Here is a 20,955-nt window from a genome sequence, read left to right on the forward strand (position 1 = left end):
ACTCAGAAATACCCCTCGCGCTTCTTCTTTTCCATCGAGCCGGCTTCATCACGGTCGATCAGGCGACCTTGCCGCTCGGAAGTGCGCGCCGTGAGCATTTCGCCGACTATCGCCTCCAGAGTGTCGGCCTCCGAGTCGATCGCGCCGGTCAGCGGATAGCAGCCGAGCGTGCGGAAGCGCACCATCCGGTTCTCCACTGTTTCGCCGGGCCGCAGCTGCATGCGCTCGTCATCCCTCAGGATGAGCATGCCATCGCGCTCGACGACCGGCCGCTCCTTGGCCAGATACAGGGGCACGATCGGGATGTCTTCCTGAAGAATGTACTGCCAGATGTCGAGCTCGGTCCAGTTCGACAACGGGAACACCCTGATCGATTCACCGGCAGCGACGCGGGTGTTGAAAATCTTCCACATCTCGGGCCGCTGGTTCTTCGGATCCCAGACGTGCTGGGCGTTGCGGAACGAGAAGATGCGCTCCTTGGCGCGCGACTTCTCCTCGTCGCGACGGGCACCGCCGAAGGCTGCGTCAAATCCGTATTTGTCGAGCGCCTGCCGCAGGGCAACAGTCTTCATTACATGGGTGTGGGTGTTGGAGCCGTGGTCGAACGGATTGATGTTGTCGCGCACGCCCTCTTCATTGACATGGACCAGGAGGTCGAAGCCGAGCTTTTGCTGCATCTGGTCGCGAAAGGCGATCATCTCGCGGAATTTCCAGGTCGTGTCGACATGGAGAAAGGGAAAGGGCGGCTTGGCCGGATAGAATGCCTTCATCGCCAGGTGCATGAGCACGGACGAATCCTTGCCGACCGAATAGAGCATCACCGGCTTGGCGAAGGCCGCGGCCACCTCGCGAAAGATATGGATGGATTCAGCCTCAAGCCGCTGAAGGTGCGTAAGTGCGATATTCATGGACTGCGAGCGTTCTTTCGTACCGATCCACAGAAAGGGCTGCATCGGAGGCGACCTTCAGCCGCCCGATTCAAACTGCACTTCCGGACAATCTATTCTCGTGCGGGCGTTCTAGCAGATCGTTGCGGTCCAGAACAATGCAAGACAGGCTTGCGGCCGAATGGTTCGGGAATGAATTTTCCGTATGGCCGGCAAAATCGGGAAATTTCTGCTCAGTGAACGATTGCACTTGGTAGTGGCAGGAAAATGTTGCCTGAGCCTCGGAACCCGAGAGCCAGGAGCCGGCTCGCCTCACAGCGGTCCGCCATGTTCTGGCGGCGCCAGCCGTGGCGACGAGGTCGCTAGGACGAAGTTCCGATGGGAACAAACAGCTTGTCACCGTTGTGATCGATCTCGATCATCTCGCTCTTGCGGCTCAAGCGTTCGGCAAATCCTTTGTGGAAGATGATGGCGTTCATATAGGCAAAGGTCATCGCCAGCGCCCCGGTTCGCAGCGGATAATCGACCAGCGAATGAATGAGAAGAAAAGACACAGAGAGGAATGCCGCCTTCTGAAGGGGGTCACGGCGAACCCTGGCAAGTGCAGCGAAAAGCAGTACGAAATAGCCTGCCATAAGCAGGATAGCAGGAATTCCCCCTTCGAAGGTAATTTCAAGGTATTCATTATGAGCATGATTGACGTATTGCCTGAAAATCATGCCCTCCCTTTCGTATATTTGATAGGCATTTTGAAAATTCCCAAATCCGACGCCGGTCGACCAATTGTCCTCGATCCCCTTGATCGTCGTTCGGGCGAATTCTCCGCGCCCGAACGCCGGATCGATTGCCTCCACGTCGATCTTCGTCCACGCGCCCATCGTGTAGATCGAAAGCCCGACAAAAATCAGAAGAACGCTGAACCCGCTCACCCTCGAGCGAGCTGAGAGAAAGACCACGGACAATACGGTGATCGCCAACCCGATCACAACACCGGCACGCGAACCAGCTGCCAAAAGCAGCAGCAAAAGTGTGACCAGTCCAAGCGACCCGGACAAAAGTCGCCCACGGAAGAGACCATGATAAACGACGAAGGGGATCGAGACAAAGAGCAAAGCCGCAAAATGATTCCGGTTCGCAAAAAGCCCGGCGTTGATCGTGAAAGGCAACAGTCCCTTGATAGCGACGTCGTCTGAGAGCGAATATTGAATCGCTCCCGCCAATCCATTGCAGATGACGCCCATGAAGAAGAATGGAAGAAGCGCGCTGACCTGCTCGGCACGCAAACGCAACGCGGCCAAAAAAAACGCTGCAGCGGCCAGAAGATAAAGCAGGCATTCGACCGTGCGGCCGACCCCAACGCTGATGAAGCGAAATCGGCTTTCTCCAACCCAGGGATGTCCGAGCAACAGCTCCGGCCGCAACCCATTGAATATGGCTGCCGGCAATGGGACGATTTGCAAACCAATCAATGCCACGGCGAAGACCAGCAGCCAAAGAACAGGCCGGGCGATTGTTTGGCTGGGGGTTTGCGAAAAGACGGCCGCCGCCGAAACAATTGCCGTGACCTCGATCAGAGTGTCTGTGTAAAGGCCGCTCGCTGTACCCCCGCCGATCAGCAGCGATACAAACAAGACCGTGCCGAGGAGATATTTATCCCATTCCGACGGCCGGTCGTTCAAGATGGAAGTCTCTCAACGCTCAATTTGTGCATTATCAAGGTGCCGACATATCGAAATCGCCAGCTCTCGGCAATGGCGGCAGTCTCCAGCCTCAACACTTGCATTCGACATGTGTCCGGACCAACCGAAAAATCTTGACTCATGGTCTGGCGATTGAATGTGCCTTCGGGAATATTGAAGCGCGCGATTTCACCGCCGGGACATCTAATTGACCAGAATAATTCCTTCGGAAGCTTGAGATTTCTCGCTGATGCAACCAGAGAAATCCTATAGGATCCAGGAGGCAGCTCGATATACTGCTGCAGAGCGGAATTCTTCACCGGCGTGTTCAAGAACCGGACTGTCGCCCCGCCCTCACCCTCCACCGCATCCTGGGATGTCGCAAACGTCACCTCCAGGCCGGACTGATCATGGACCTGCCAATCAAACGGCCTGCCGCTGGGGATCGGTTCGAATGTGCTGTTGAAGACGTAGCCGGCCAACTTACGCTCCTGGTCAGACAAGGTGAAAAGAAACAGCCGATATGCTTGTTCAAATTCCCTTTGACGGATGTAACCGTTGATCACAATGGCTAACTCACCCAATTTCGGTCGCGCGTTCGATCCAGTCAGATCGAGCAGCAGTCGGTTTGCGTAGTCGAGTCCCTTGGGATTATTGGCCAGTGCAACGAAGAGGCTGGGTCTCCAAGGCGTCTCCGCCGTAATAGCCGTCAGCATGGCCTGATATCCGTCGGGATTCGAAAGGATCGCCGGCAGGCCATCGGCGATCGCCGGAAATTGGTCTGGCCACCGCCGCAGCAATATGTCGATTTCGCCGACGGCCTTCGACAAATCACTCGTCTCCGTCGAATGGCCAATAGACCTCTGGAGCGCATGGATTTCCGTTTTGGATAACTTACGAGCCTGGTCGAACAACTCATAGGCTTCGTCTTTCTCGCCTTGTCGATATTTGATCTCGCCGATCAGGCTGTAGAGGCGTGCGTCGGCCAAGTTGAAACGAAGCGCGTCCTTGGCCTTAGCAAGCAAGCCCTCGAGATCCGGAGTGCTATTCGTATCGCTCAGATCATCGGTAATCTCGCTTATCAGCGCATCGACGTTCAGCGGATCCAGCGCTAGAGAAACGGCTGGTGTTTCCGTTTCAAGTAGCCGACTTAGCCCGATCGACGAAGCTGCCAATACTAGAACGGAGGCGACGAACCAAACGCTTGAACGCCGGAGATTTCGCATAAGCGGGCTGGTCTGCTCCATCATCCACTTTGCCCTCAATCTTCGCTGTATCTGCGCCATAGTTATAATATTGGTAATTCATGTACTTGTAGGCGTAGTTATAGTCGAACTTGTTCACCGCGAATTTTGACATCGCGGCTCCAACAACGTTGGCACCGGCGGCTCGCATGCGCTTCAATGCCGCCTTTGCAGACTTGCGTGTCACCTGATTGGTGGAGATGACCATCAATGTACCCTCGGCAAGCCGGCTGAGGATGGGCGCGTCCGAGAGGCCGACGATCGGCGGCGCGTCGATGATTACAACATCGAACCGCTTCCCGAGATTGGTAATGATCAGAGCCATCTTCGGTGACGAGAGCAGATCCGCGGGATTTGGGGGAATCGTCCCAGAAGTCAAAACGGTGACGTTTGGATACTTCGTTGCCCTGAAAATGCTCGCCAGGTCCTCTTTGCGGACAGTGTTCGTCAGCAAATTGCTCAGGCCGATTGTGTTGTCGAGACCAAACAGGCGATGAAGATTCGGTTTCCGAAGGTCTCCGTCGACAATGAGAACCCTTGCACCGAGTGCCGCAAAGTCCTGCCCGAGCTTGAACGATGTCGTCGACTTGCCCTCCGCGGGCTCGGAACTTGTCACCAGCAATGAACGTGGTGCTCCTTCGGCGCCGGAGAATTGCAACGACGTTCGGAGCGAGCGGTAAGCCTCAGAGAGCCCGGATTTCTGATCGGTGATGCTGGCCATGAGTTCGCGGTCGTCGACGAGCGGCAATATGCCGAGCATCGGCAGCCCGAGTTCCTTTTCGATCTGCTCGGGATTGGTGAAGGTGTTGTTCAACAGCTCCATGATGTAAATTATCGTCGCGGTCAGGACAACGAAAAGAAATAGCGCGATAGCAAGATTGATGCTGAGACGTGGAGAGTATGGGCGATCTGGGAGCGCAGCAAAATCAACGATGGCTGCACTCTGTGTCTTCAATTCCGAGCTGACGCCGACTTCGTTGAGCTTGGAAATAAGACTGTCGTATTGCGACCGGTTCGAATCGACCTCACGCTTCAAGATCGTGTATTTGATATTCTTATCGTTGAACACGACCTGCTGCTTTTCCATTTCAGCAAGCTTGCTCTTGAGGTCAGCTTCCTTGTTCTGCGCCTCCTGATATTTCAAGCGTAGCGAATCCGTAATGGCCAGAACGCCATTGTTGTAGAGCCGCTGCAACTCTTTAATCTGCGCCTGAAGCTGCTGCATTTCAGGAAAGCCGGGTTTCAAAATACCCAGCTTCTGTTGGTACTGGCTCGTCAAGTCCGCAAGCTTGTCGCTCAGCTTCTGCAGGCCTTCGCTTTCCAAGACCGGCCCGAGACTCGAGCCGCGGCCTTTATCGATCTGGTCCACCGCCCGTCCTGCATCGAGACGGTCCTGGATTGCTTTCGCAAGTGCCTCGTTCAGAGCCTCGATATTCGAGCCTATCAAGGATTTGTCGTCGCCGGTTACCGTGATGCCGGCATCCTTGGCGTAGGCTACCAGTTCCTCTTCCGATTTCTGAAGCTTTTGCTTCACCTGCAAGACTTGCTCCTGGATGAACTGGCGCGCTAGGTCGGACGTTTCGCTGGTCTGGTCGAGGCGCTGATCTATAAAGCTTTGCGCGACCTGGTTGGCGACATCGCTTGCGTATTTCGGGTTCTGATCGGCGAAAGTGATCGACAGCAGACTCGTGTTGGTGACCAGATTGACCGTGAGTTCATTCAGAATGCGCTTTATCGCGATCTCTTCACGTTCTTCGGGCGTCTTCTGTTCGATGGAAGGTGACTTGGAGATTCCGAAGGCGCGATAGAAGATATTGGAGAGCGAGAAGTTCGGCGTAGGGAAAAGGAAGTCCGGTTTTTCGCTCAAGCCCAATTGGAACACAACGCGCTGCGCCAATGCCCGGCTTTTGAGCTTCTCACGTGCGGTCAGGAAGGCCCGTACATCCGCATTTTCAGAAACGACCTCGATGTCCTGGAAGACCTTGGCGGAGGGGACCAGCACTTCCAATTGCGTCGTTGCCTGGTATTTTGGCGTCTGCATCATCGTAACAATGAGGCCTGCAACAAGCCCGGCTGCCACCATCATGACGAACAGCCACCTATACTGGACGACGTAGAAGAGCAGCTTGAGCGGATTGAAACCCTGTTCCTGCTCCGAATAGTCTCGGCCATAAGGGCTGTAGTTTTGCCCACCGTCATAATAGAGGTCGGCGGACAAAGCCTGGCCATGTCCTGGACCTGCAATTTGCTGCCTGTTGCGATCGAGCATGGCGCGAGGTGTTCCTAGATTTCGAGTATATTCTGCTCGGCTGCGACCTATAACCCCGGAACCACGGCAATTCGGGCTGCACTTGAGGCTATGCCGAGCGCGTCCTTGAGATTGTTCACCGCTATCTTCGAGCTTGACGCGAAGACGACGACCTTGTCGCCACCGTAGATGCGCGGGTTACGGGCCTTGCCGGCACGAATGGCTTCCACATTGTAATTGGCGACCAGCGTATTCGTGCCGATGTTACGGTAGATGAAGACCTTCTTTGCGTCTCCTATCGGACTGAAATTTCCTGCCAGAGCGATTGCGTCCAGAAGCGAAGAATTGCTCGACACCGGATATATGCCGGCTTTGTTGACCTCTCCGTCAACGGTTATGCGTTGCCCAATCGATTCCTTTACGAAAACCGTCACGTCGGGCGACTGCAGATAATTGGAACCGTAGGCAGTTTCGATTTCCTGCTCTAGTTGGCGAACGGTTTTTCCTGCCGCGGTGACAGTGCCGATAAGCGGAAGCGAAATTTGTCCGCCGGCGTCGACTTGAACGGTTCTGTTCAAATTATCGACCTGGAACACATTCACCTCGAGCACATCGTTCGGAGACAAAGGCTGCTCGCTGCCGTTCTGGGTGTTTTGTGGCGCAGGCAGGTCTTTTACCACCTGCAGAGCGCCACCGCTCCCAAGTGGCGTCGACGATGACGTCAATTGCAGCGCATCGACCGAACTCGACGAAGACGGTGTCGTCGACGAGGTACTCGTGCAGGCCGACATTGCTAAAGAAGCGAGCACGACGGATGTAGTGCCCACATGGTTTCTTGCGAAACGAAAAATTCCCATCACGCTGTCCCGCCCTTGAACAAGCGACCAAATCCTCCAAAACGGCCACTGTTGGCGGTGTTTGGCTTTTTCGGACGCGCTTTTCCCACCGCCTCGATGGTCCGGTTCGCCAATATTTCGCCTGGACGTTTCAACACCATGTTGCGGGCCTCGTCTTCCCCGCACCGCTTGGCAGCAGCAGCAACCGCCTGCGAAAGCCCAGGACGCCGGCGCGTAGCGCTATGGGTATCCGATGCGATGATATCCACCCTGCCTTCGTCAATCAGCTTTTCCGAATAGTAAAGCGCCGTGCGTCCAAAAGCACCAATAATCGAATCTGCGGTAAGCTGGATAAGGCAGCCGACAGCATTTAACCTCTCGATAACGTCATAATTCGTTTTGATCCAGGTCAAACGCTCAGGATGAGTAAGAATCGGGACAAAGCCGGCATTTATCAGGCGTAGAGCAAGACCCTCCATTCGTGGAGGTAGAACATGATGCGGCGGTTCGAACAGAAAATAGCGGGACCTGTTTAAGGTCGGCACGCTGCCCGCCGCCAATTGGTCCGGAAGATCCGGCGCTATGTGAACGTCTGCACCGACGTAGAGAGCAAGTGGTATGGCGGCGTCGCGCAGCGCCTGGTGTAACTCTTGAACCGCCCGAACAATGTTCGATGTTCCATTTTCGTATACGCCGGGCGTCACGTGTGGTGTGCACGCCATGTGGGTTGTTCCGTCGGCCACCGCCAGTCGAGCCATTTCCAGCGATTCGGCAAGGCTGGGCGAGCCGTCGTCGAGGCCAGGCAAGATATGGGAATGCAGATCGATCATGGGCGTTTGTGACTACAACGAAGCAACATGGCGGCGTCATCGCGAAAAACCGAAAATGCGTCACCCGCAGGGCTGCGAGCGACGCGCTTGTCAAGCTCATGCAATAGGATGAATGCCAGGTTCCAGCTACTGGCTGACAGAGTCGTCATCATGCAGGCCGATGATCACCACCGCATCACCGATATCAGCGCCGCCCAACAGAACTGGAGCAAGGCCAAGTCTTACGCCTAACGTATCCAGCGCTCCGCTCATGCCGCCTACAACTGAATCGACTTTGATCGTCGCCACAATGCGAGCCTGCAATTCACGCCTACACGCCGCAAAACCGAAGGTTTCGGCCCCGTCGCGTACAAATGCCCGGATGGACAGGCGCTCCGGCCCTCATGCCGTCATATCCGCCGGCATCAGACATCCGCACGCCGCCTTGGGCCTAAGCCTCTCCGATCGTTACTCCAACGTTTAGCCCAAGGCACTCGTGTCAGCAACAACAGGCGCGCAGCAGAAGCACTCTGCGCCTCCGCTGCCATTATCCCGCTATCTACAGCCAGCTCAATTGCTGACGCCGTGATCTTTGTCCGCCGTTGCAGCCAGAACACCAGCCCCAAGAGCCATGCCGCCAAAAATAAGGGCCGGCGTGTAGTTGGTGCTGTTGGTATTGCCCGTCTGGGCGGTCTTCTCAGAACCCAAGACATTGAGGCAGATCTTATTCTCGACACGCGAGATATCGAGCGTCGAATTCGCCGGGACGCTCACATTGCAGCCACCAACCTGAACCGAAGCCGAGCCCTTGGAGCCAACCACGACACGGCTGCCGAAATCAAGCGCGCCGCCCGCTTGCGCCGGGCCATAGCCAGCCACCTGCGAGATCATCACGTCGCCATTGACGCTGCCGAGCGATCCAATCGGATTTACGCCGTTATAGGCAGCTGCACAGGTGCACGACCCATCCTGCGCGAAAGACGACACCGGGGCGAAGCCGGCCAACGCAACAACTCCGGCCAACGCACTTTTCAAAACTAGGTTCATCCGCATCAATCCTTCTGACCCACGTTACCTGAGGCCCACCCAACCGCTAAGGTACTCAAAAGCGCGTAACAGCTTTCTGCGCCAATTCCAACCCATTTCGCAAATGCGAGATAATTTTTGGTTTCGGTGTGGTTGGTAGAACACACCGTCAGAATATCGTAACGAGCCATCTTTACAGCCGGGTAATAGCGGGCTACCGGCGGACCGATCTGCCGCTACAGTCGCTCAGACACACTACACAAACCCTTGCAATCGACAATGTCGTGACATCGTCCGTCCAGCCTTCTTCCATTCGAGGCAAGAACTACGAACCTGGCGCGCAAGCCTTGTAGGTCGACCCCGCCTGCGCAGGCTGCACGCACAGAATGCCTGCCTCGACGAGCTTTGCAGCCAGATCCGTGCCGTCGGAGGTGAGGCACTGCACGACGACGGCGTCACGAAATTTGGCGCGACATTGCCGTCGCACGGTGTCCCTAAGCCCACGGGTTTGCATGTCAATGCGAGTCCTTGATAGTCCCGGCGCATGGCCTCGGTGACCATGACCCGCATTGACTGGGGCTTGGTAAATGCGACACCGCACAGCACGATCTTGCGGCCGGCGACCCGCAGATCGTCGACTGATTAGACGTCAAGCTTGCCATCGAACGATGTGGGGCATCCACCGGCTTCGGCGCCTGTGCGCGAATATTCGTTCCCTTGTTGATGACGATGAAAAGAAAGCCGCCCGCAAACGCCAACGCTATGAACGCAAGTACGGCCATCTTCCCGATCGACAATTTCCCACTGCCGATTCAATAAAATTAACGCGCGGCGGTTTTGGTCTTTTCAAACAAGGCAAGGAGTGCTGCCGCATAATCCCGTCGGCGGACCTGTTGCCGGCCTTGCAGCACGGTGACACTGTCGCGGACAACAGTCGGGCGCTGCCCGATTTCAAGGAGACGCCGCGCCAGGATTTCGGCGTTGTCCGGCGGGAAGAAGAGCGCGTCCGGAGCCTGCTCGCGATGCAGCCGTATGTCGGACAGCAACATGGGCGCGCCCAGGGATTTCGCCTCTTCAACGGTGGTCGACCACCCCTCGAAATGGGACGGGTTTATCAGACAGTCCGTTGCACCTATCAGGGCGACGACGTCGTCATAGGGGATCAATCCGAGGTGTCGAAAATGGCTCTCGACCCGATACGTTTGCGCAAGGCCCATCAGACGCTTGAACAAGGTCGGGTCGCGCGGGTCGGTCGTGCGCCCGGTGAGGATTATCGGCGGCAACGAGCCCAACGCCCCAAGTCGGTCTATATGCCTCAACGCGTTGACGACCAGCCCGTGATTCTTGTGCATCCAAAACTGGTTGGGCAGGAAAAAGAAGCGCTCGGGCAGATCATGCGCCCGGCGTGCCGCGTCGGTGCGCGCCATGACGGCGCCTGGATCGAGATCGATGGCGAAGCGCACCACGGCAGTTTTGCCGCGCGAGGCTGGGTAGAATGTTTCGCAATCGGCGAGCGCATCCTCGCTAGAGAGCATTATGGTGCGGTTGCCGGACGTCTGCAGACGGAACCCGAGATCTCTGCGCCACCAGGCGCGACGCGGAAACAGATGCGGCAGGCGACGGTGCTGAAAATCTGGAATCCACGAAATGACCGGCAGTGGAAATCGGTTGCCTAACCACTGAGCGACTTCAAATACGAGATCGACAGCGTGTGCGACCATAAGATCGGCAAAAGCCCGATCGCTTCCGCCAGCGAGTGCGATCAGCCCTCGCTTGTCGAGCCCGGCGCTTATCACCCGCTCATCAACGATAGCAGGCGCAGCCAACGTATGATCAAAGGACGCGCCAACAGTTGAATGCTGCTCGGGCGTCAAAAACAGCTTCGCCTGAACCTTGCCGCCCAACTCCGAGGCGATGACGCTCAGCATATTGCGCAGATAGGACTCGCCGCCGGACCACGTCCCGCGGCCAATGAGCGTGAAGCCGACGGTGATCAAGGCGCGAAGCGTCGCAAATCGCCGACCGGCTCGCCGAGAACCTCGGCGCGATACCAATCGACATATCCCGCAATGCCCTTGCCGAGCGGCATCTGCAACCGAAGTCCCTCCGGGACGCCGGAGGGATCCGAGATCAGATTGACAGGGTCGCCCGGCCGGGATTCTCCCGAAAACGCGAGGCGATGCTTCCCGCCCCAGGCTTCCAAGACCATCCCAGCAATCGTGCTGACGGACGCGGCGGCGCCGGCACCGCCATTATAGACCGCGAAATTTGCTGCATTGGCGGGCAAGACGCGATGGATCAATCGCACGACATCCGAGACATGGTGCCAATCCCGCATTTCCGCTCCGGTGCCACCAAGCACAATGTCGGTTTCGCCTGCCGCGAGCCTGCCGCAGAGGTCCCAGAGAAGTTGCTTGCGCAGTCCCTCGCCGTAGACAGAGAAAAGCCGTGCCACAGAGACCGGCTGCCCGTATGCCGCGCAGTATGACCGGCCGAGTTCCTCCACCATTCGCTTGTGATAGCCATAAGGGGAATAGGGATCGAGCGCGGCGTCGACCCCGATCGGGCCGAAATGGCCGCCGCCATAAACGGCAGCGGAGGATGCCAGAACGACGGAGACCCCGGGTGCGTGGCGACGCAGGAAATCGAGGACACAAGCCGTGGAACCGACGCTTTGTTCAAAGTCCTTCAGCGGCTCGGCAATCGACCGGCCTACCGTAGAGCCGCCTGCCAGGTGATATACGGCTGCCGGGCGACCATATGCGGCTAGAGCAGCGCCCATTGTTTCCGCGGTCACCCCGCCGGAAAAAAAAGCGCCGCCAGTTGCGATGGTGAACCCAGACGCTTTGCTTCGGCCGAAGCCAAGGACAACGTGGCCCTGCTGGGCAAGAAATCGCGACAGGTACAGGCCGATGAAGCCACCGGCTCCAGTTACCCAGACAGGCTTTGCCTCGTTCAACTGCGCCACCAAATCAGCCCTTCCCTTGCTTATGGCAAAGGAAAGACACCAGCCGCCCGGGCCGACGGTCAAGCAGTGCCGCAGCACCGGCAACGGCACCGAAGGGTAGCGGGGACAAAGTCAAGCGCGCGAGCCCCGACAGGGGACCGAAGGCCGCAGCGAGCCTCTCGCGAATTTCGGATGCTGTCATCGGATCATAATTCACAACCGATTGGAAAGAGTTCATTTCACGATCGATCGTCAGCCCTGCCCCTTCGAGAGCAGCGCGGTAGTCTGCCAGCGTGAAGGCATTCTCCCCGCCGTAGAGATGATGCAACGGATGAGCGCGCAGAAACGGTTCCAGTTGTTTCGGTCCGGAAATCACATGGTCGCGCAACGACAGGAACGTCGCGCCCTTGCGGGCGAGCCGCACAACTTCGCGGCAGAATGCCGGTAGGTCATGCGCATGATGAAGCACTTGCCTGGCAACGACCAGATCATAGCCGGCGGCGGACAACGGAATAGCTTCGCCGAATGCCTCGATCACACCGATGTTCGTGCCTGTCTTCTCAGCAAGCGTCCGGATTGCAGCAGCACCGACAAGTGCACTGGGATCGGGCTCGACGGCGGTTACCGACCAGCCTTCGCGCGCCAGGGCATAGGAGAGGATACCGTTGCCAGCGCCGAGGTCGAGGGCACGGCCCGCCTCGCGCGGGATCATGCTGCGAACCGCCTGGAACTCTGCACTTTCGTGATAGCGCTTTGCGGCCACGACCGGCTCGTCGAAATAGGCAGCGCGAGCGAGCTCCTTCATCGAAGGCTCGGCCATGCACCAGCGCACGGCGTCTTCCCAAGTCATGGCCGCTTCAGGCATCGAGTGAAACCTTCTCTCTGACTTTCCGACGACAACTGCGTGAGGTGGCGCGTTCTTGATCACAATGATCTCGCTCTCCCGCCAGATCAGATTGCCCACGATGGCCACCGCCAAGGCTTAGCTTGACCAGTGCGATAGCGCTTCGGTCGTAAGCCCGCATGCTTCGCCCTTCCACCGTTCCAGGATAGTTATCAGCGTCGAGAAGCACGGCTCAAGCCTCTGTCACTTTTGCAGCAACGCGTCGATCACGCTTTAGTCAGGAGGTTGTTCTGAGCATTCAGCTACGCTACCGTTTCCGGGCTCGTCAAGTTCAGATCACGAGAATTCGAACCGCGTGAATTTCGACCGCGCAAAACTCGCTGGCTCATCCCTTCGTAGTATCTAGCTGAGTCTCTCTCCCGAAGTCCCTTCCGCGGATGGCGATTATCGTAGCAGCTTAGAGTAGCGCCCCGGCTCTGGTTCTTCTATAGACGGGGTCACTGCCTCGGGGACCTGAACACTCAACATGCACACCAGAGTCGGAAGTGCGGATTCGCACCTCATTGGCTATCGGGCGGACGTCGATGGCCTGCGCGCGGTTGCCGTCATTTCGGTGATAGCTTTTCACCTGTCAAGATCATGGTTGCCGGGAGGATATCTGGGCGTCGACATTTTTTTCGTGCTCTCCGGATATCTGATCACGTTGATTTTATGGCGTGAAGCGCTCAAAGGGCAGTTCTCGATCTTACGGTTCTACGAGCGGCGAATCCGCAGGATCATGCCGGCTCTTCTCCTCCTGCTGTTTTTCACCACCTTAGCCGCGATCGTCTTGCTGCTGCCAGCCGACTTGCTAGGCTATGGAAAGAGCATGCTCGCCACGCTCGGCTTCGTGGCAAATGTCTATTTCTGGAGAGACACGGACTATTTTTCGAGAGCTGCCGAAGCCAAACCGCTCCTGCATGTCTGGTCATTGGGCGTCGAAGAACAGTTCTATATCATTTTTCCCCTTTTGATTGCGGCTTTCGCGCGCTTCTGGCCGCGTGCAACTTTTCCCGCAATCGCCCTGCTCACGGTTCTGTCCCTGGCGTTCAATATCCTGGCCCTCAAGATCGGCGGCGCATCGCCTGCGTTTTTCCTGCTACCGACTCGGGCGTGGGAGCTTGGCGCCGGTGCCATGGCTGCACTTCTGCCACTCCGCCTGATGCCGCGAGGAGCGGTTGCCGCCTTGCTCGGACCGATCGGAGCGGCCGCGATTGTCATCGGCCTCATCAGCCCCCTGCAGAAATACGGTTCCATTCCCGTCGCCCTGCCGGTGGTGATCGGCACGGCATTGGTGATTGCCGCCGGTCAGGGCAAGCAATCGCCCATCAGCCAATTGCTGGCATTCGGCCCGCTCACCTTTGTCGGGTTGATCTCCTACTCGCTCTATCTCTGGCACTGGCCGTTCATCGTCTTCTCGCAATACTATCTGGTCCGTGATCTCAATCTCGGCGAGATGGCCGTTGCCGTCGCCGGCATGACGATCTGCGCCATCCTCTCCTGGCGATATGTCGAGCGTCCCTTCCGCAGCCGAACCATCGCGGCACGAGCCGTGTTTCTCTCCGCCGCCGCCGGCGCCGCGGCGCTCGCGGTGGCGGCGTCGGTGCTGATCTGGTCAAACGGGCTGCCCGGCCGCATGGGCGGCCAAGCTGCGTCCATCAACGCTGCCGTCGGCACCAATTATCGCTGCCCCGTCTCGAATTTCCTTCGCTTAGGCCAGTCGCGCGCTTGCGTGCTCAATCTCCCGTCGCGCAATCCTGCCGATGCGAGAGTTGTTCTATTGGGAAACTCGCATGCACAAATGTATGCGCCTGTCTGGGAGTCGATCTTTGCCGAGGCGGGCCTGCCCGGCCTGCTGGTCCCGGCGAACGGCTGTCTGCCGACGGTGTCCGTCAACATCTCGCGGGAGTGCGTCGATATTGCCGCCGGCAACCTAGCCGAGCTCGGCAAGCTGGCAAACACCGGGACCGTCATCCTTGGCTTAACGTGGGAACATGCCGCGGATGCGCTGGTCGATGCAAACGGCAAGACTGTCGACAACAGCAATAACCGGGCACTCGTCGGCGGGCTCGATGACCTGATCGGCCGGCTGCGGGGATTTGGCAAGAAAGTCGTTTTGATCGGCCCGATCGCCTATCCAGGCTGGGATCTTCCTTCCGAAATGAGCCGCGAGCTCGCCTTCGGCCGGCCGCTGGACAAACCGGCCTCTCTGCCGGCCGAGGAATTCCAGCGGCAATACGGGGCAATCATCCAACATTTCGAGAGCCGACACGACATCGGCTTCGCGCGTCCGGACAGGGTGTTGTGTGACACAAGTCGATGCCGTTATGTTCTGGAAGGACGATCCATGTTTGCGGACGCCAGTCACATCGCAAAGGCGGAATTGTTCCGTTTCCGTGCCATCTTCAGCCAAGCGCTGGCCTCGCAGCGCTGAGCTTTTCTGCATCGACGGTCAGGCTCTCCAAAAAGGCCCTCACCTCGCCGCAATTTCGGTTTCTGATTATCCACATCTCGGTCCTCGTAGGTTGGCCGGTCGAGCGTCCCTGCCGTCCAGCCGGATCGGTGTAGGGGCGTTCGGCTGGCACTCGACCGGTGAACGCTCCTGCGGTGACGAAGGGCGCCGAATGCGGCGCGATTGAAGAAAGGTGCGAGCCTCGCAATGATCGCCGATAACAAGCTCTCCCTGACCCGCCGCCGTCTGCTGACAGGAGCTGGGGCGCTTGCGGCCTTGACCGCCGGATCAGCCGCCTCGCCCATCGGTCAATTCCAGAGTCGCATGCCTGAACACACCTGCTCGACGCAGGCGCTTAGTGGTGGTCTTGTCGTCTTCGGGGACGACGGGACCGATGTCGCCGCTTGCGCACGCGCCCTTGCCCGGATCCAATCGATGGGAGGCGGGACCCTGATGTTCCGCCGCAGGGCCTATAACTGGTCCTCGACGGACCTGAAAGCGCTGGGCCATCCGGGGATCGCGGTACCGGCCAACTGCACCATCGACGGCAACGGATCGATCATCAACATTACCGGATCGGACCATACCTTCTATGTTTTTAGCGCTGTCGACGTCTCCAAGGTCTCCGTCGCCGATCTGACCGTCATCGGCAATAGCATGTCGAACGGCTACAACAACGGCGCCTTCATGAAGTTCGCCCTTAGCGCTGCCGCAACGGCCAGCATCGATACGTTCACGATAGACACTGTCGAACTTCAGAATTTTAAGGCACCGTGGTGGGTCTTCGTCTACAATGAAAATCCTTCCAGTCTCGAGGTGCGGCATATACGCATCAACGGCCTGCGGGGCATTTCGCGGCCGGGCAACTCGCTCGACCCGGCCAACCGTGGCGCCAACTCAGCCGTCGTCAACATCAGCAGCGTGGCATCCGAAGCCGCCGATGCAGCCCGGGCGATCGTTCGTGACGCCATCGTCACCGGCTTCTACGCCGAAGCGACGCACATCAAGCAAGGCATCATCTTCGACAACAATGTCCACGACAGCGAGATCCGCAGCGCCGTCGTCCACAATGCCGGACTGATGGGAGGCCATGACGACACCGGCTGCTACGCGCTGCAGATCTATGGCGCCAACAACCGCAACATACGCGTCACGGATCCCGTTCTGATATCGCCGCGCGACAATGGCATCTACGCGGTCAACGGCTCCGGCCTGGTCATCCAGAACGCGACGGTGCGCGGACAGACCAGCACCGCCGACTGGACATTGCCCAAGGCCGGGATATCAATAAACAGCGTCCGAGACGTCGTGATTTCAGGCGGAACATTCAACAACAACGTGACGGACCTCTATCTCGGAATCCGCGGCAGTGGGGCCAATGTTCGTGTCGAGGGCGTGCAATGCGCCGAGGCGTCCAAGGCTGGTATCTTGTTGCAAGGCGCTAGCGCCGGGGTCGGCGGAGTGACGATCACCGGGGCGCGGGTCGCCGCTGATGCGACGGCGCATGCACTCCTTTCCCCAAACGACACCATTCACTATGTCAACGACGTGCATATCGCCGATTGTAACTTCGCCACCAAATCCCTCACCGCGGTGGCTGTGTCCGCCTCACCCACGCCGGCTCGAAACTGGAGTTTCAGCAACGTGATCTGCACGTCGCGTGGGACACCGTTCCAGGCCACTCAATTTGGCGGGCGGATGACGATCCAAGGCATGCGGCTGGTGCTGTCAGGTGGCGGTACGGAGGGGTATAGCGCTTTCCGCTGCTTTGGCGCCGGCGCGATGATCGTCGACGGCTTGACCATCGCCGGCCAAAAAGTCGGCACCACGATGGACACCCGGGGTTTTATCGGATCGTTGACGAACGTCCACGCTGAGAACTCCCACACCCGCCCCGTCCCAGCCTCAGTGGGGACCGTCCGGCCGACATTCCCGGGCTTTCCAGGCGCCCGCATTCAGAATCTAGCGCCGGGCGCGGGAGGGCACCGAGAGTGGCAGTGGCAGCACGGAGGATGGGTCGAGACGGGGTGAGCGAACAGGTCTCTCCTACGACCTATATAAATCCGCCAGCAAGCCTCCTTCTCAGTCTGCTATTGTCAGTCCATACGAGGAGAACGATCGGCTTGCTCGTGCGCCGACCAGCCGACCAGGGAACGCCAGCCAGGGTGACCAGAAAACGATCCTCGCCAAGCGCGGATAAGAGGAGCCTGGCCTTCATCAGGAAAGTCGGGACGGCATGGCGTGATCCCGACAGGCCCCCCCCTGCTTGCGTGACGCCTGGGGCTGCGGCACGCCATAAGCTATCATCATGATCATAATCAGACCGCCGCCGGTGATAAGGCTGGTGAAGAGCGACGAGTTTCCAAGAGACATGATGAACGGGATCGAAACGGTCGCTGCGAACGGCAACCGGTCCGGGGTCACGACCTTGTTGGCCAAGCCGAGAAGCAGGCCGAGAACCGCCCCCATGATCACCACGCCCGCCAAACCGTAGGCTGCTACGCCGTCCGTGGCCCAGAAATTGGCATTGGCGTTGAACCCGCTTCCTCCGACGAGATGGGCGCCAGCGACATATCCGAGCGGTACCTTGTATGGATAGTCGATGATCATGTTGATGATGTTTACATGTGACCAGTAGGTCAACGGATTGACGGAAAACACATCCGCATACACGCCGGTCATCGCACCTTGAATGCCAAGGGTCCGCATATAGATCAGCGCGACGGCATCCATGGCCGATCCAACCGGCTGGTAATCTGTAGCTATAAGAATTGCGAGCGCGGAAAATGTCAGCGCCACAAATCCGAACGCAAGGCGGGACGTTGCAATGCGGCCCTTGCTGTTGATGACGAAAAAGTAAAAGCCGAACGTCACGATCAGGATCACGAGCATCATCTTTCCCGCGAACGCCATGAAGACCAGTATCTGCCCCACAAGCCCGAGTGCTATCGCCCAGCGCCGCGTTCGATCAAACAGTCCAACCGCCAGAAGATAGGGGTTCATCGCATTGGACAGCCACCCCGTTAGATAGAGCGCGAGTGTGCTCGTCTGCGCGGCGCCAAACTTGGCGCGCTGGTCGTAGATTTCGTCCATGCCGGAGAATGACATCATCCCCCTGTAAGTCGCGATATAGAAGGTTATGGCAGCCAGATAGAACGCGAGGAAGAAAAAGAAGAAAGTTGTTACCGAAACCTGACGAATGAGTGAATACGACTTGAAGTGGATCATCTTCGGGATGTAGAATATCAGAAAAAATGACGCAGCCACTGAAACAATCAGCCATGATGCGTCAAATGATGTATATCCTTGCCTTGCTACGATGAGAATCGATGGGATAAAAAGCGTCAGATACAGCATCCAGCAAAAAAAATCGGAATACCTCTTAATTGAAATTGGAAGGATAAAAGCAAATGCAGCTATAATACAATAAGCAAGAACGGAATCATTTGCGTTGTAGACATAGCTAAACCCGAGATAAAAGAAACTGACAGATGCCCAATCGATATAGACATCCACAAACATGATGACGTAGACAGCCACCCAGAGCAGGACGAACATCCGCGCGTAGCTAATATTCTCCGGTCGCAGGTATTCCAATTGCCCCGTCCTTGTCGAACTGATATGCGGCGTAGATACCGTATCGTCCAAGCCTTACCGCCGCCAAAAAGGTGCGTCCATAGCTAATTCGCCCTCCCGCCCCTCATTCCTGGCGCTCGACCTGCTGCGCGGGGCATCGGCGCTGGTCGTCATGATGGCACATCTGCGGGGCTATTCGCTGCCCGCCTACGGCGCGCTGCCGGCCTCCGACCAGGGTCTGATCACTGCTTTGTTTTACGCCGTCACTCGTCCCGGACATCCGGCGGTGATGGTGTTTTTCGTCCTCAGCGGATTTCTCGTGGGCGGGCAAGTCATCCGCCATGTGCGGGATGGACGCTTCGATCTCCCGCGCTATGCCGTCGATCGGGCGACCAGGATATTCCTTCCGCTAATACCAGCCCTGTTGCTGACGGCCCTTGTCGCAATCAGCGTTGGCTCTGCCTTTCCGATCCAGGACGTTGTCGCACATATCGCCGGCCTCAACGGCATCGTCGTCCCCACCGTGCAGGCTAACGCACCGCTATGGAGCCTTGCCTATGAGATCTGGTTCTATGTGCTGATGGGCTGCGCCGGATACGCGTTTTCGCGACGCTCTCTGCCCGCCTGGTCGTTCTTCGGGCTCGGCGCCGCCGGCTTGGTCTTCAGCGTCCTCGAAGCTCAATACTTGCTGTTTTGGCTGCTTGGAGCGCTCGTGGCCGCCTACCCGCCGCGATCATTGTGGGTCGCATATACAGGGGTAGTAGCTTTCATAGGCGGCATTTTTGTTTCGCAAATGATGTCGGATGGCGGGCCTTGGGCCGGACACGCAACGGGCCCGGCCGATGCGATCATGTGCGCCGGGCTCGCCGCACTCCTTCCGGCCCTCTGTCACGAGCGGGCGAATCGCGTCCTCGAGCCCGCGGCGTGGCCGATCCGAAGCTTGAGCGCGATGTCCTACTCGCTCTACATCTTTCACTATCCGGTGCTCGTCTACCTGACCGCCAACTACATGCCCACGGCACCAGGGTTGGGTGACGGAGGCACCACATCGCTGGTCGTCAAGGGTGCCGTCTGCTTCGCAGTGTGTTTGGTTTTCTATCTGCTCTTCGAGCGACGGACGGTCGCCTTCCGCAACCGGATCAACGGCACGGTTTCGGCCTAGCGTCAAAGCCTGTAGCGGAGCTTATCGACGCCCGAGAGAAACAGATTTTGCATGATTGCCGACCACACTTCACCGACGGCAAAGATCGTACTGGCTACGTGTCGGTCGCGCACTGCCAGCGCTGCGCCTCGGTGCAGTCGATTGCTATAGGCTTGCAGCGGTTCGGCGATCGAATCATCCGCTATAACAGTTCGAGAAAACGCTCAAATTGTCGTTTCTTGCTGTACTCTTCACGAATTGCGCGGTGCCCGGCCCAGCCGATCGCGTCCCAGCTTCCGTCGTTCAACTGCCGTTCGATTCTTTCCGATGCGTCCTGCGGCTGCTCATAGACCGCCATGGTTTCCCCGTCACGCATGGGTGCGGGATAACTGCCGGAGTCAGAGACCAACAGAGCTCCGGCCCCCATGGTTTCGAAACAACGCATATTGCCACGGTCCGGGCCTGCCATATCGATCGAGGCATTGACCACGACCTTGGCTCGTCCAAGCTGTTCGTACATTGCGCGCCCGAACACGGGAGGCGCACTGACGTTGCGGATCGCGGGCGGGCGGCGCACCGCTTTCAGAGGACCGAACCAGCCAAGCGGCGTCTCCGCAAGCGGCGTATACCGTGACAGATCCAAATGGAAAACAACCCGGCGGCGGCCGGCAAGACGGGCGACCGCTTCCAGTATCTGCCTACGGCGCTGGTGATGGCGGCTGTAGCCGCCGAAGAAAAGAACATCGATATCCCTGTTCCGATTCTCGGCCACGCTGTCGAGTTCCGGATCGTGAGCTGGAAAAAAGTGAGCCGTCATGGCGCCCTGTTCTTCCCAGAGCTGCCGCATCGACGGAAAATTGCACAGCACGAGATCATAACCGGAAAAGTCAATCTTGCCTGGCGCGGCGCGCCAGGCAATCTTGCGTTTCACGTGCCCAGGCAAGCGGCTCACAAAAGCGGCGTCGTAGCGAAATGGATCGAGATTGTAGAAGACATCCGTCTTGTGATGCTCGATCTGGGCAAGAAGGATGTCGGCCAGCGGCGTATCGTTGCCCAGCCCGTTTTCGCGTGCCCACGCCCGCTGCAGCGATTCGTCGTCGCCATTGGTAAAGAACACCTCCGGACTGCGCTCCAGAATCGGCAACAGAATATGTGCCGCGCCGTAGCGATCGTTCAGAAACACGCCCTTCTGCTGCTCGAAGCTGCTGATCCCCGCCACGAGGCCGG

The 20,955-nt window shown here is 58.0% G+C and carries 16 protein-coding genes; 3 read left to right on the forward strand and 13 right to left on the reverse strand.

Annotation, left to right across the window (positions count from 1 at the left end; genetic code table 11):
* Positions 1-2 precede the first annotated feature (2 nt).
* The 11 genes from cysD to NKH28_RS18560 all read right to left on the reverse strand — a co-directional run bounded on the left by cysD (position 3) and on the right by NKH28_RS18560 (position 12,541).
* Positions 3-908, reverse strand: coding sequence for a sulfate adenylyltransferase subunit CysD (cysD, locus tag NKH28_RS18510; RefSeq protein ID WP_352979931.1), 906 nt, complete (start codon positions 906-908; stop codon positions 3-5).
* 341 nt (positions 909-1,249) lie between these two features.
* The gene (locus NKH28_RS18515; RefSeq protein WP_352979933.1) at positions 1,250-2,566 is read right to left on the reverse strand and encodes an O-antigen ligase family protein; all 1,317 of its coding nucleotides are present in this window, start codon (positions 2,564-2,566) and stop codon (positions 1,250-1,252) included.
* The gene (locus tag NKH28_RS18520; protein WP_352979935.1) at positions 2,563-3,741 is read right to left on the reverse strand and encodes a tetratricopeptide repeat protein; all 1,179 of its coding nucleotides are present in this window, start codon (positions 3,739-3,741) and stop codon (positions 2,563-2,565) included. The genes NKH28_RS18515 and NKH28_RS18520 overlap by 4 nt, the downstream gene beginning before the upstream one ends.
* Positions 3,704-6,079: a GumC family protein gene (locus NKH28_RS18525; protein WP_352979937.1), complete on the reverse strand. Its 2,376-nt coding sequence runs from the start codon at positions 6,077-6,079 to the stop codon at positions 3,704-3,706. The genes NKH28_RS18520 and NKH28_RS18525 overlap by 38 nt, the downstream gene beginning before the upstream one ends.
* 47 nt (positions 6,080-6,126) lie before the next feature.
* On the reverse strand, positions 6,127-6,915 hold the full coding sequence (locus NKH28_RS18530; RefSeq protein WP_352979938.1) for a polysaccharide biosynthesis/export family protein: 789 nt from the start codon (positions 6,913-6,915) through the stop codon (positions 6,127-6,129).
* The gene (locus NKH28_RS18535) at positions 6,915-7,724 is read right to left on the reverse strand and encodes a tyrosine-protein phosphatase (protein WP_352979940.1); all 810 of its coding nucleotides are present in this window, start codon (positions 7,722-7,724) and stop codon (positions 6,915-6,917) included. The genes NKH28_RS18530 and NKH28_RS18535 overlap by 1 nt, the downstream gene beginning before the upstream one ends.
* Positions 7,725-7,850: 126 nt before the next feature.
* Positions 7,851-8,012, reverse strand: coding sequence for a hypothetical protein (locus tag NKH28_RS18540; protein WP_352979942.1), 162 nt, complete (start codon positions 8,010-8,012; stop codon positions 7,851-7,853).
* Between the two features lie 261 nt (positions 8,013-8,273).
* A complete protein-coding gene (locus tag NKH28_RS18545) occupies positions 8,274-8,750 on the reverse strand; it encodes a hypothetical protein (protein ID WP_352979944.1) in 477 nt (158 codons plus the stop codon).
* An 800-nt stretch (positions 8,751-9,550) separates the two neighbouring features.
* A complete protein-coding gene (locus NKH28_RS18550) occupies positions 9,551-10,726 on the reverse strand; it encodes a glycosyltransferase family 4 protein (RefSeq protein ID WP_352979946.1) in 1,176 nt (391 codons plus the stop codon).
* Complete coding sequence (locus NKH28_RS18555) at positions 10,723-11,787, reverse strand: NAD-dependent epimerase/dehydratase family protein (RefSeq protein WP_352979948.1); 1,065 nt, start codon at positions 11,785-11,787, stop codon at positions 10,723-10,725. The genes NKH28_RS18550 and NKH28_RS18555 overlap by 4 nt, the downstream gene beginning before the upstream one ends.
* Positions 11,702-12,541 (reverse strand): class I SAM-dependent methyltransferase, encoded by an 840-nt coding sequence (locus tag NKH28_RS18560; RefSeq protein WP_352979950.1) that lies wholly within the window; start codon positions 12,539-12,541, stop codon positions 11,702-11,704. The genes NKH28_RS18555 and NKH28_RS18560 overlap by 86 nt, the downstream gene beginning before the upstream one ends.
* A gap of 505 nt (positions 12,542-13,046) precedes the next feature.
* Here NKH28_RS18560 and NKH28_RS18565 point away from each other — a divergent pair.
* Positions 13,047-14,993, forward strand: a complete 1,947-nt coding sequence (locus NKH28_RS18565) for an acyltransferase family protein (protein WP_352979952.1) — start codon at positions 13,047-13,049, stop codon at positions 14,991-14,993.
* 342 nt (positions 14,994-15,335) lie between these two features.
* Positions 15,336-17,042, forward strand: a complete 1,707-nt coding sequence (locus tag NKH28_RS18570) for a right-handed parallel beta-helix repeat-containing protein (RefSeq protein ID WP_352979954.1) — start codon at positions 15,336-15,338, stop codon at positions 17,040-17,042.
* A gap of 186 nt (positions 17,043-17,228) precedes the next feature.
* On the opposite strand, the gene NKH28_RS18575 is transcribed toward NKH28_RS18570, so the two are convergent.
* Positions 17,229-18,608 carry a hypothetical protein gene (locus NKH28_RS18575; RefSeq protein WP_352979955.1) on the reverse strand — a complete coding sequence of 460 codons (1,380 nt, stop codon included), beginning with the start codon at positions 18,606-18,608 and terminating at the stop codon, positions 17,229-17,231.
* A gap of 121 nt (positions 18,609-18,729) precedes the next feature.
* On the opposite strand from NKH28_RS18575, the gene NKH28_RS18580 reads away from it, so the two are divergent.
* A complete protein-coding gene (locus NKH28_RS18580; protein WP_352980031.1) occupies positions 18,730-19,749 on the forward strand; it encodes an acyltransferase family protein in 1,020 nt (339 codons plus the stop codon).
* A 181-nt stretch (positions 19,750-19,930) separates the two neighbouring features.
* Here NKH28_RS18580 and NKH28_RS18585 read toward each other — a convergent pair whose 3' ends face one another.
* On the reverse strand, positions 19,931-20,947 hold the full coding sequence (locus tag NKH28_RS18585) for a glycosyltransferase family protein (RefSeq protein WP_352979957.1): 1,017 nt from the start codon (positions 20,945-20,947) through the stop codon (positions 19,931-19,933).
* Positions 20,948-20,955: the final 8 nt, after the last annotated feature.

This window comes from Mesorhizobium sp. M1227, from assembly GCF_040318315.1.
In the GTDB taxonomy this organism is placed as follows: domain Bacteria; phylum Pseudomonadota; class Alphaproteobacteria; order Rhizobiales; family Rhizobiaceae; genus Mesorhizobium.

What these genes read in the sequence shown, in the direction of transcription:
- NKH28_RS18560 (WP_352979950.1), bottom strand. Translation starts at nt 12,541, where the DNA reads ATGCCTGAAGCGGCCATGACTTGGGAAGACGCCGTGCGCTGGTGCATG.
- NKH28_RS18535 (WP_352979940.1), bottom strand. Translation starts at nt 7,724, where the DNA reads ATGATCGATCTGCATTCCCATATCTTGCCTGGCCTCGACGACGGCTCG.
- NKH28_RS18525 (WP_352979937.1), bottom strand. Translation starts at nt 6,079, where the DNA reads ATGCTCGATCGCAACAGGCAGCAAATTGCAGGTCCAGGACATGGCCAG.
- cysD (WP_352979931.1), bottom strand. Translation starts at nt 908, where the DNA reads ATGAATATCGCACTTACGCACCTTCAGCGGCTTGAGGCTGAATCCATC.
- NKH28_RS18570 (WP_352979954.1), top strand. Translation starts at nt 15,336, where the DNA reads ATGCCTGAACACACCTGCTCGACGCAGGCGCTTAGTGGTGGTCTTGTC.
- NKH28_RS18530 (WP_352979938.1), bottom strand. Translation starts at nt 6,915, where the DNA reads ATGGGAATTTTTCGTTTCGCAAGAAACCATGTGGGCACTACATCCGTC.
- NKH28_RS18545 (WP_352979944.1), bottom strand. Translation starts at nt 8,750, where the DNA reads ATGAACCTAGTTTTGAAAAGTGCGTTGGCCGGAGTTGTTGCGTTGGCC.
- NKH28_RS18565 (WP_352979952.1), top strand. Translation starts at nt 13,047, where the DNA reads ATGCACACCAGAGTCGGAAGTGCGGATTCGCACCTCATTGGCTATCGG.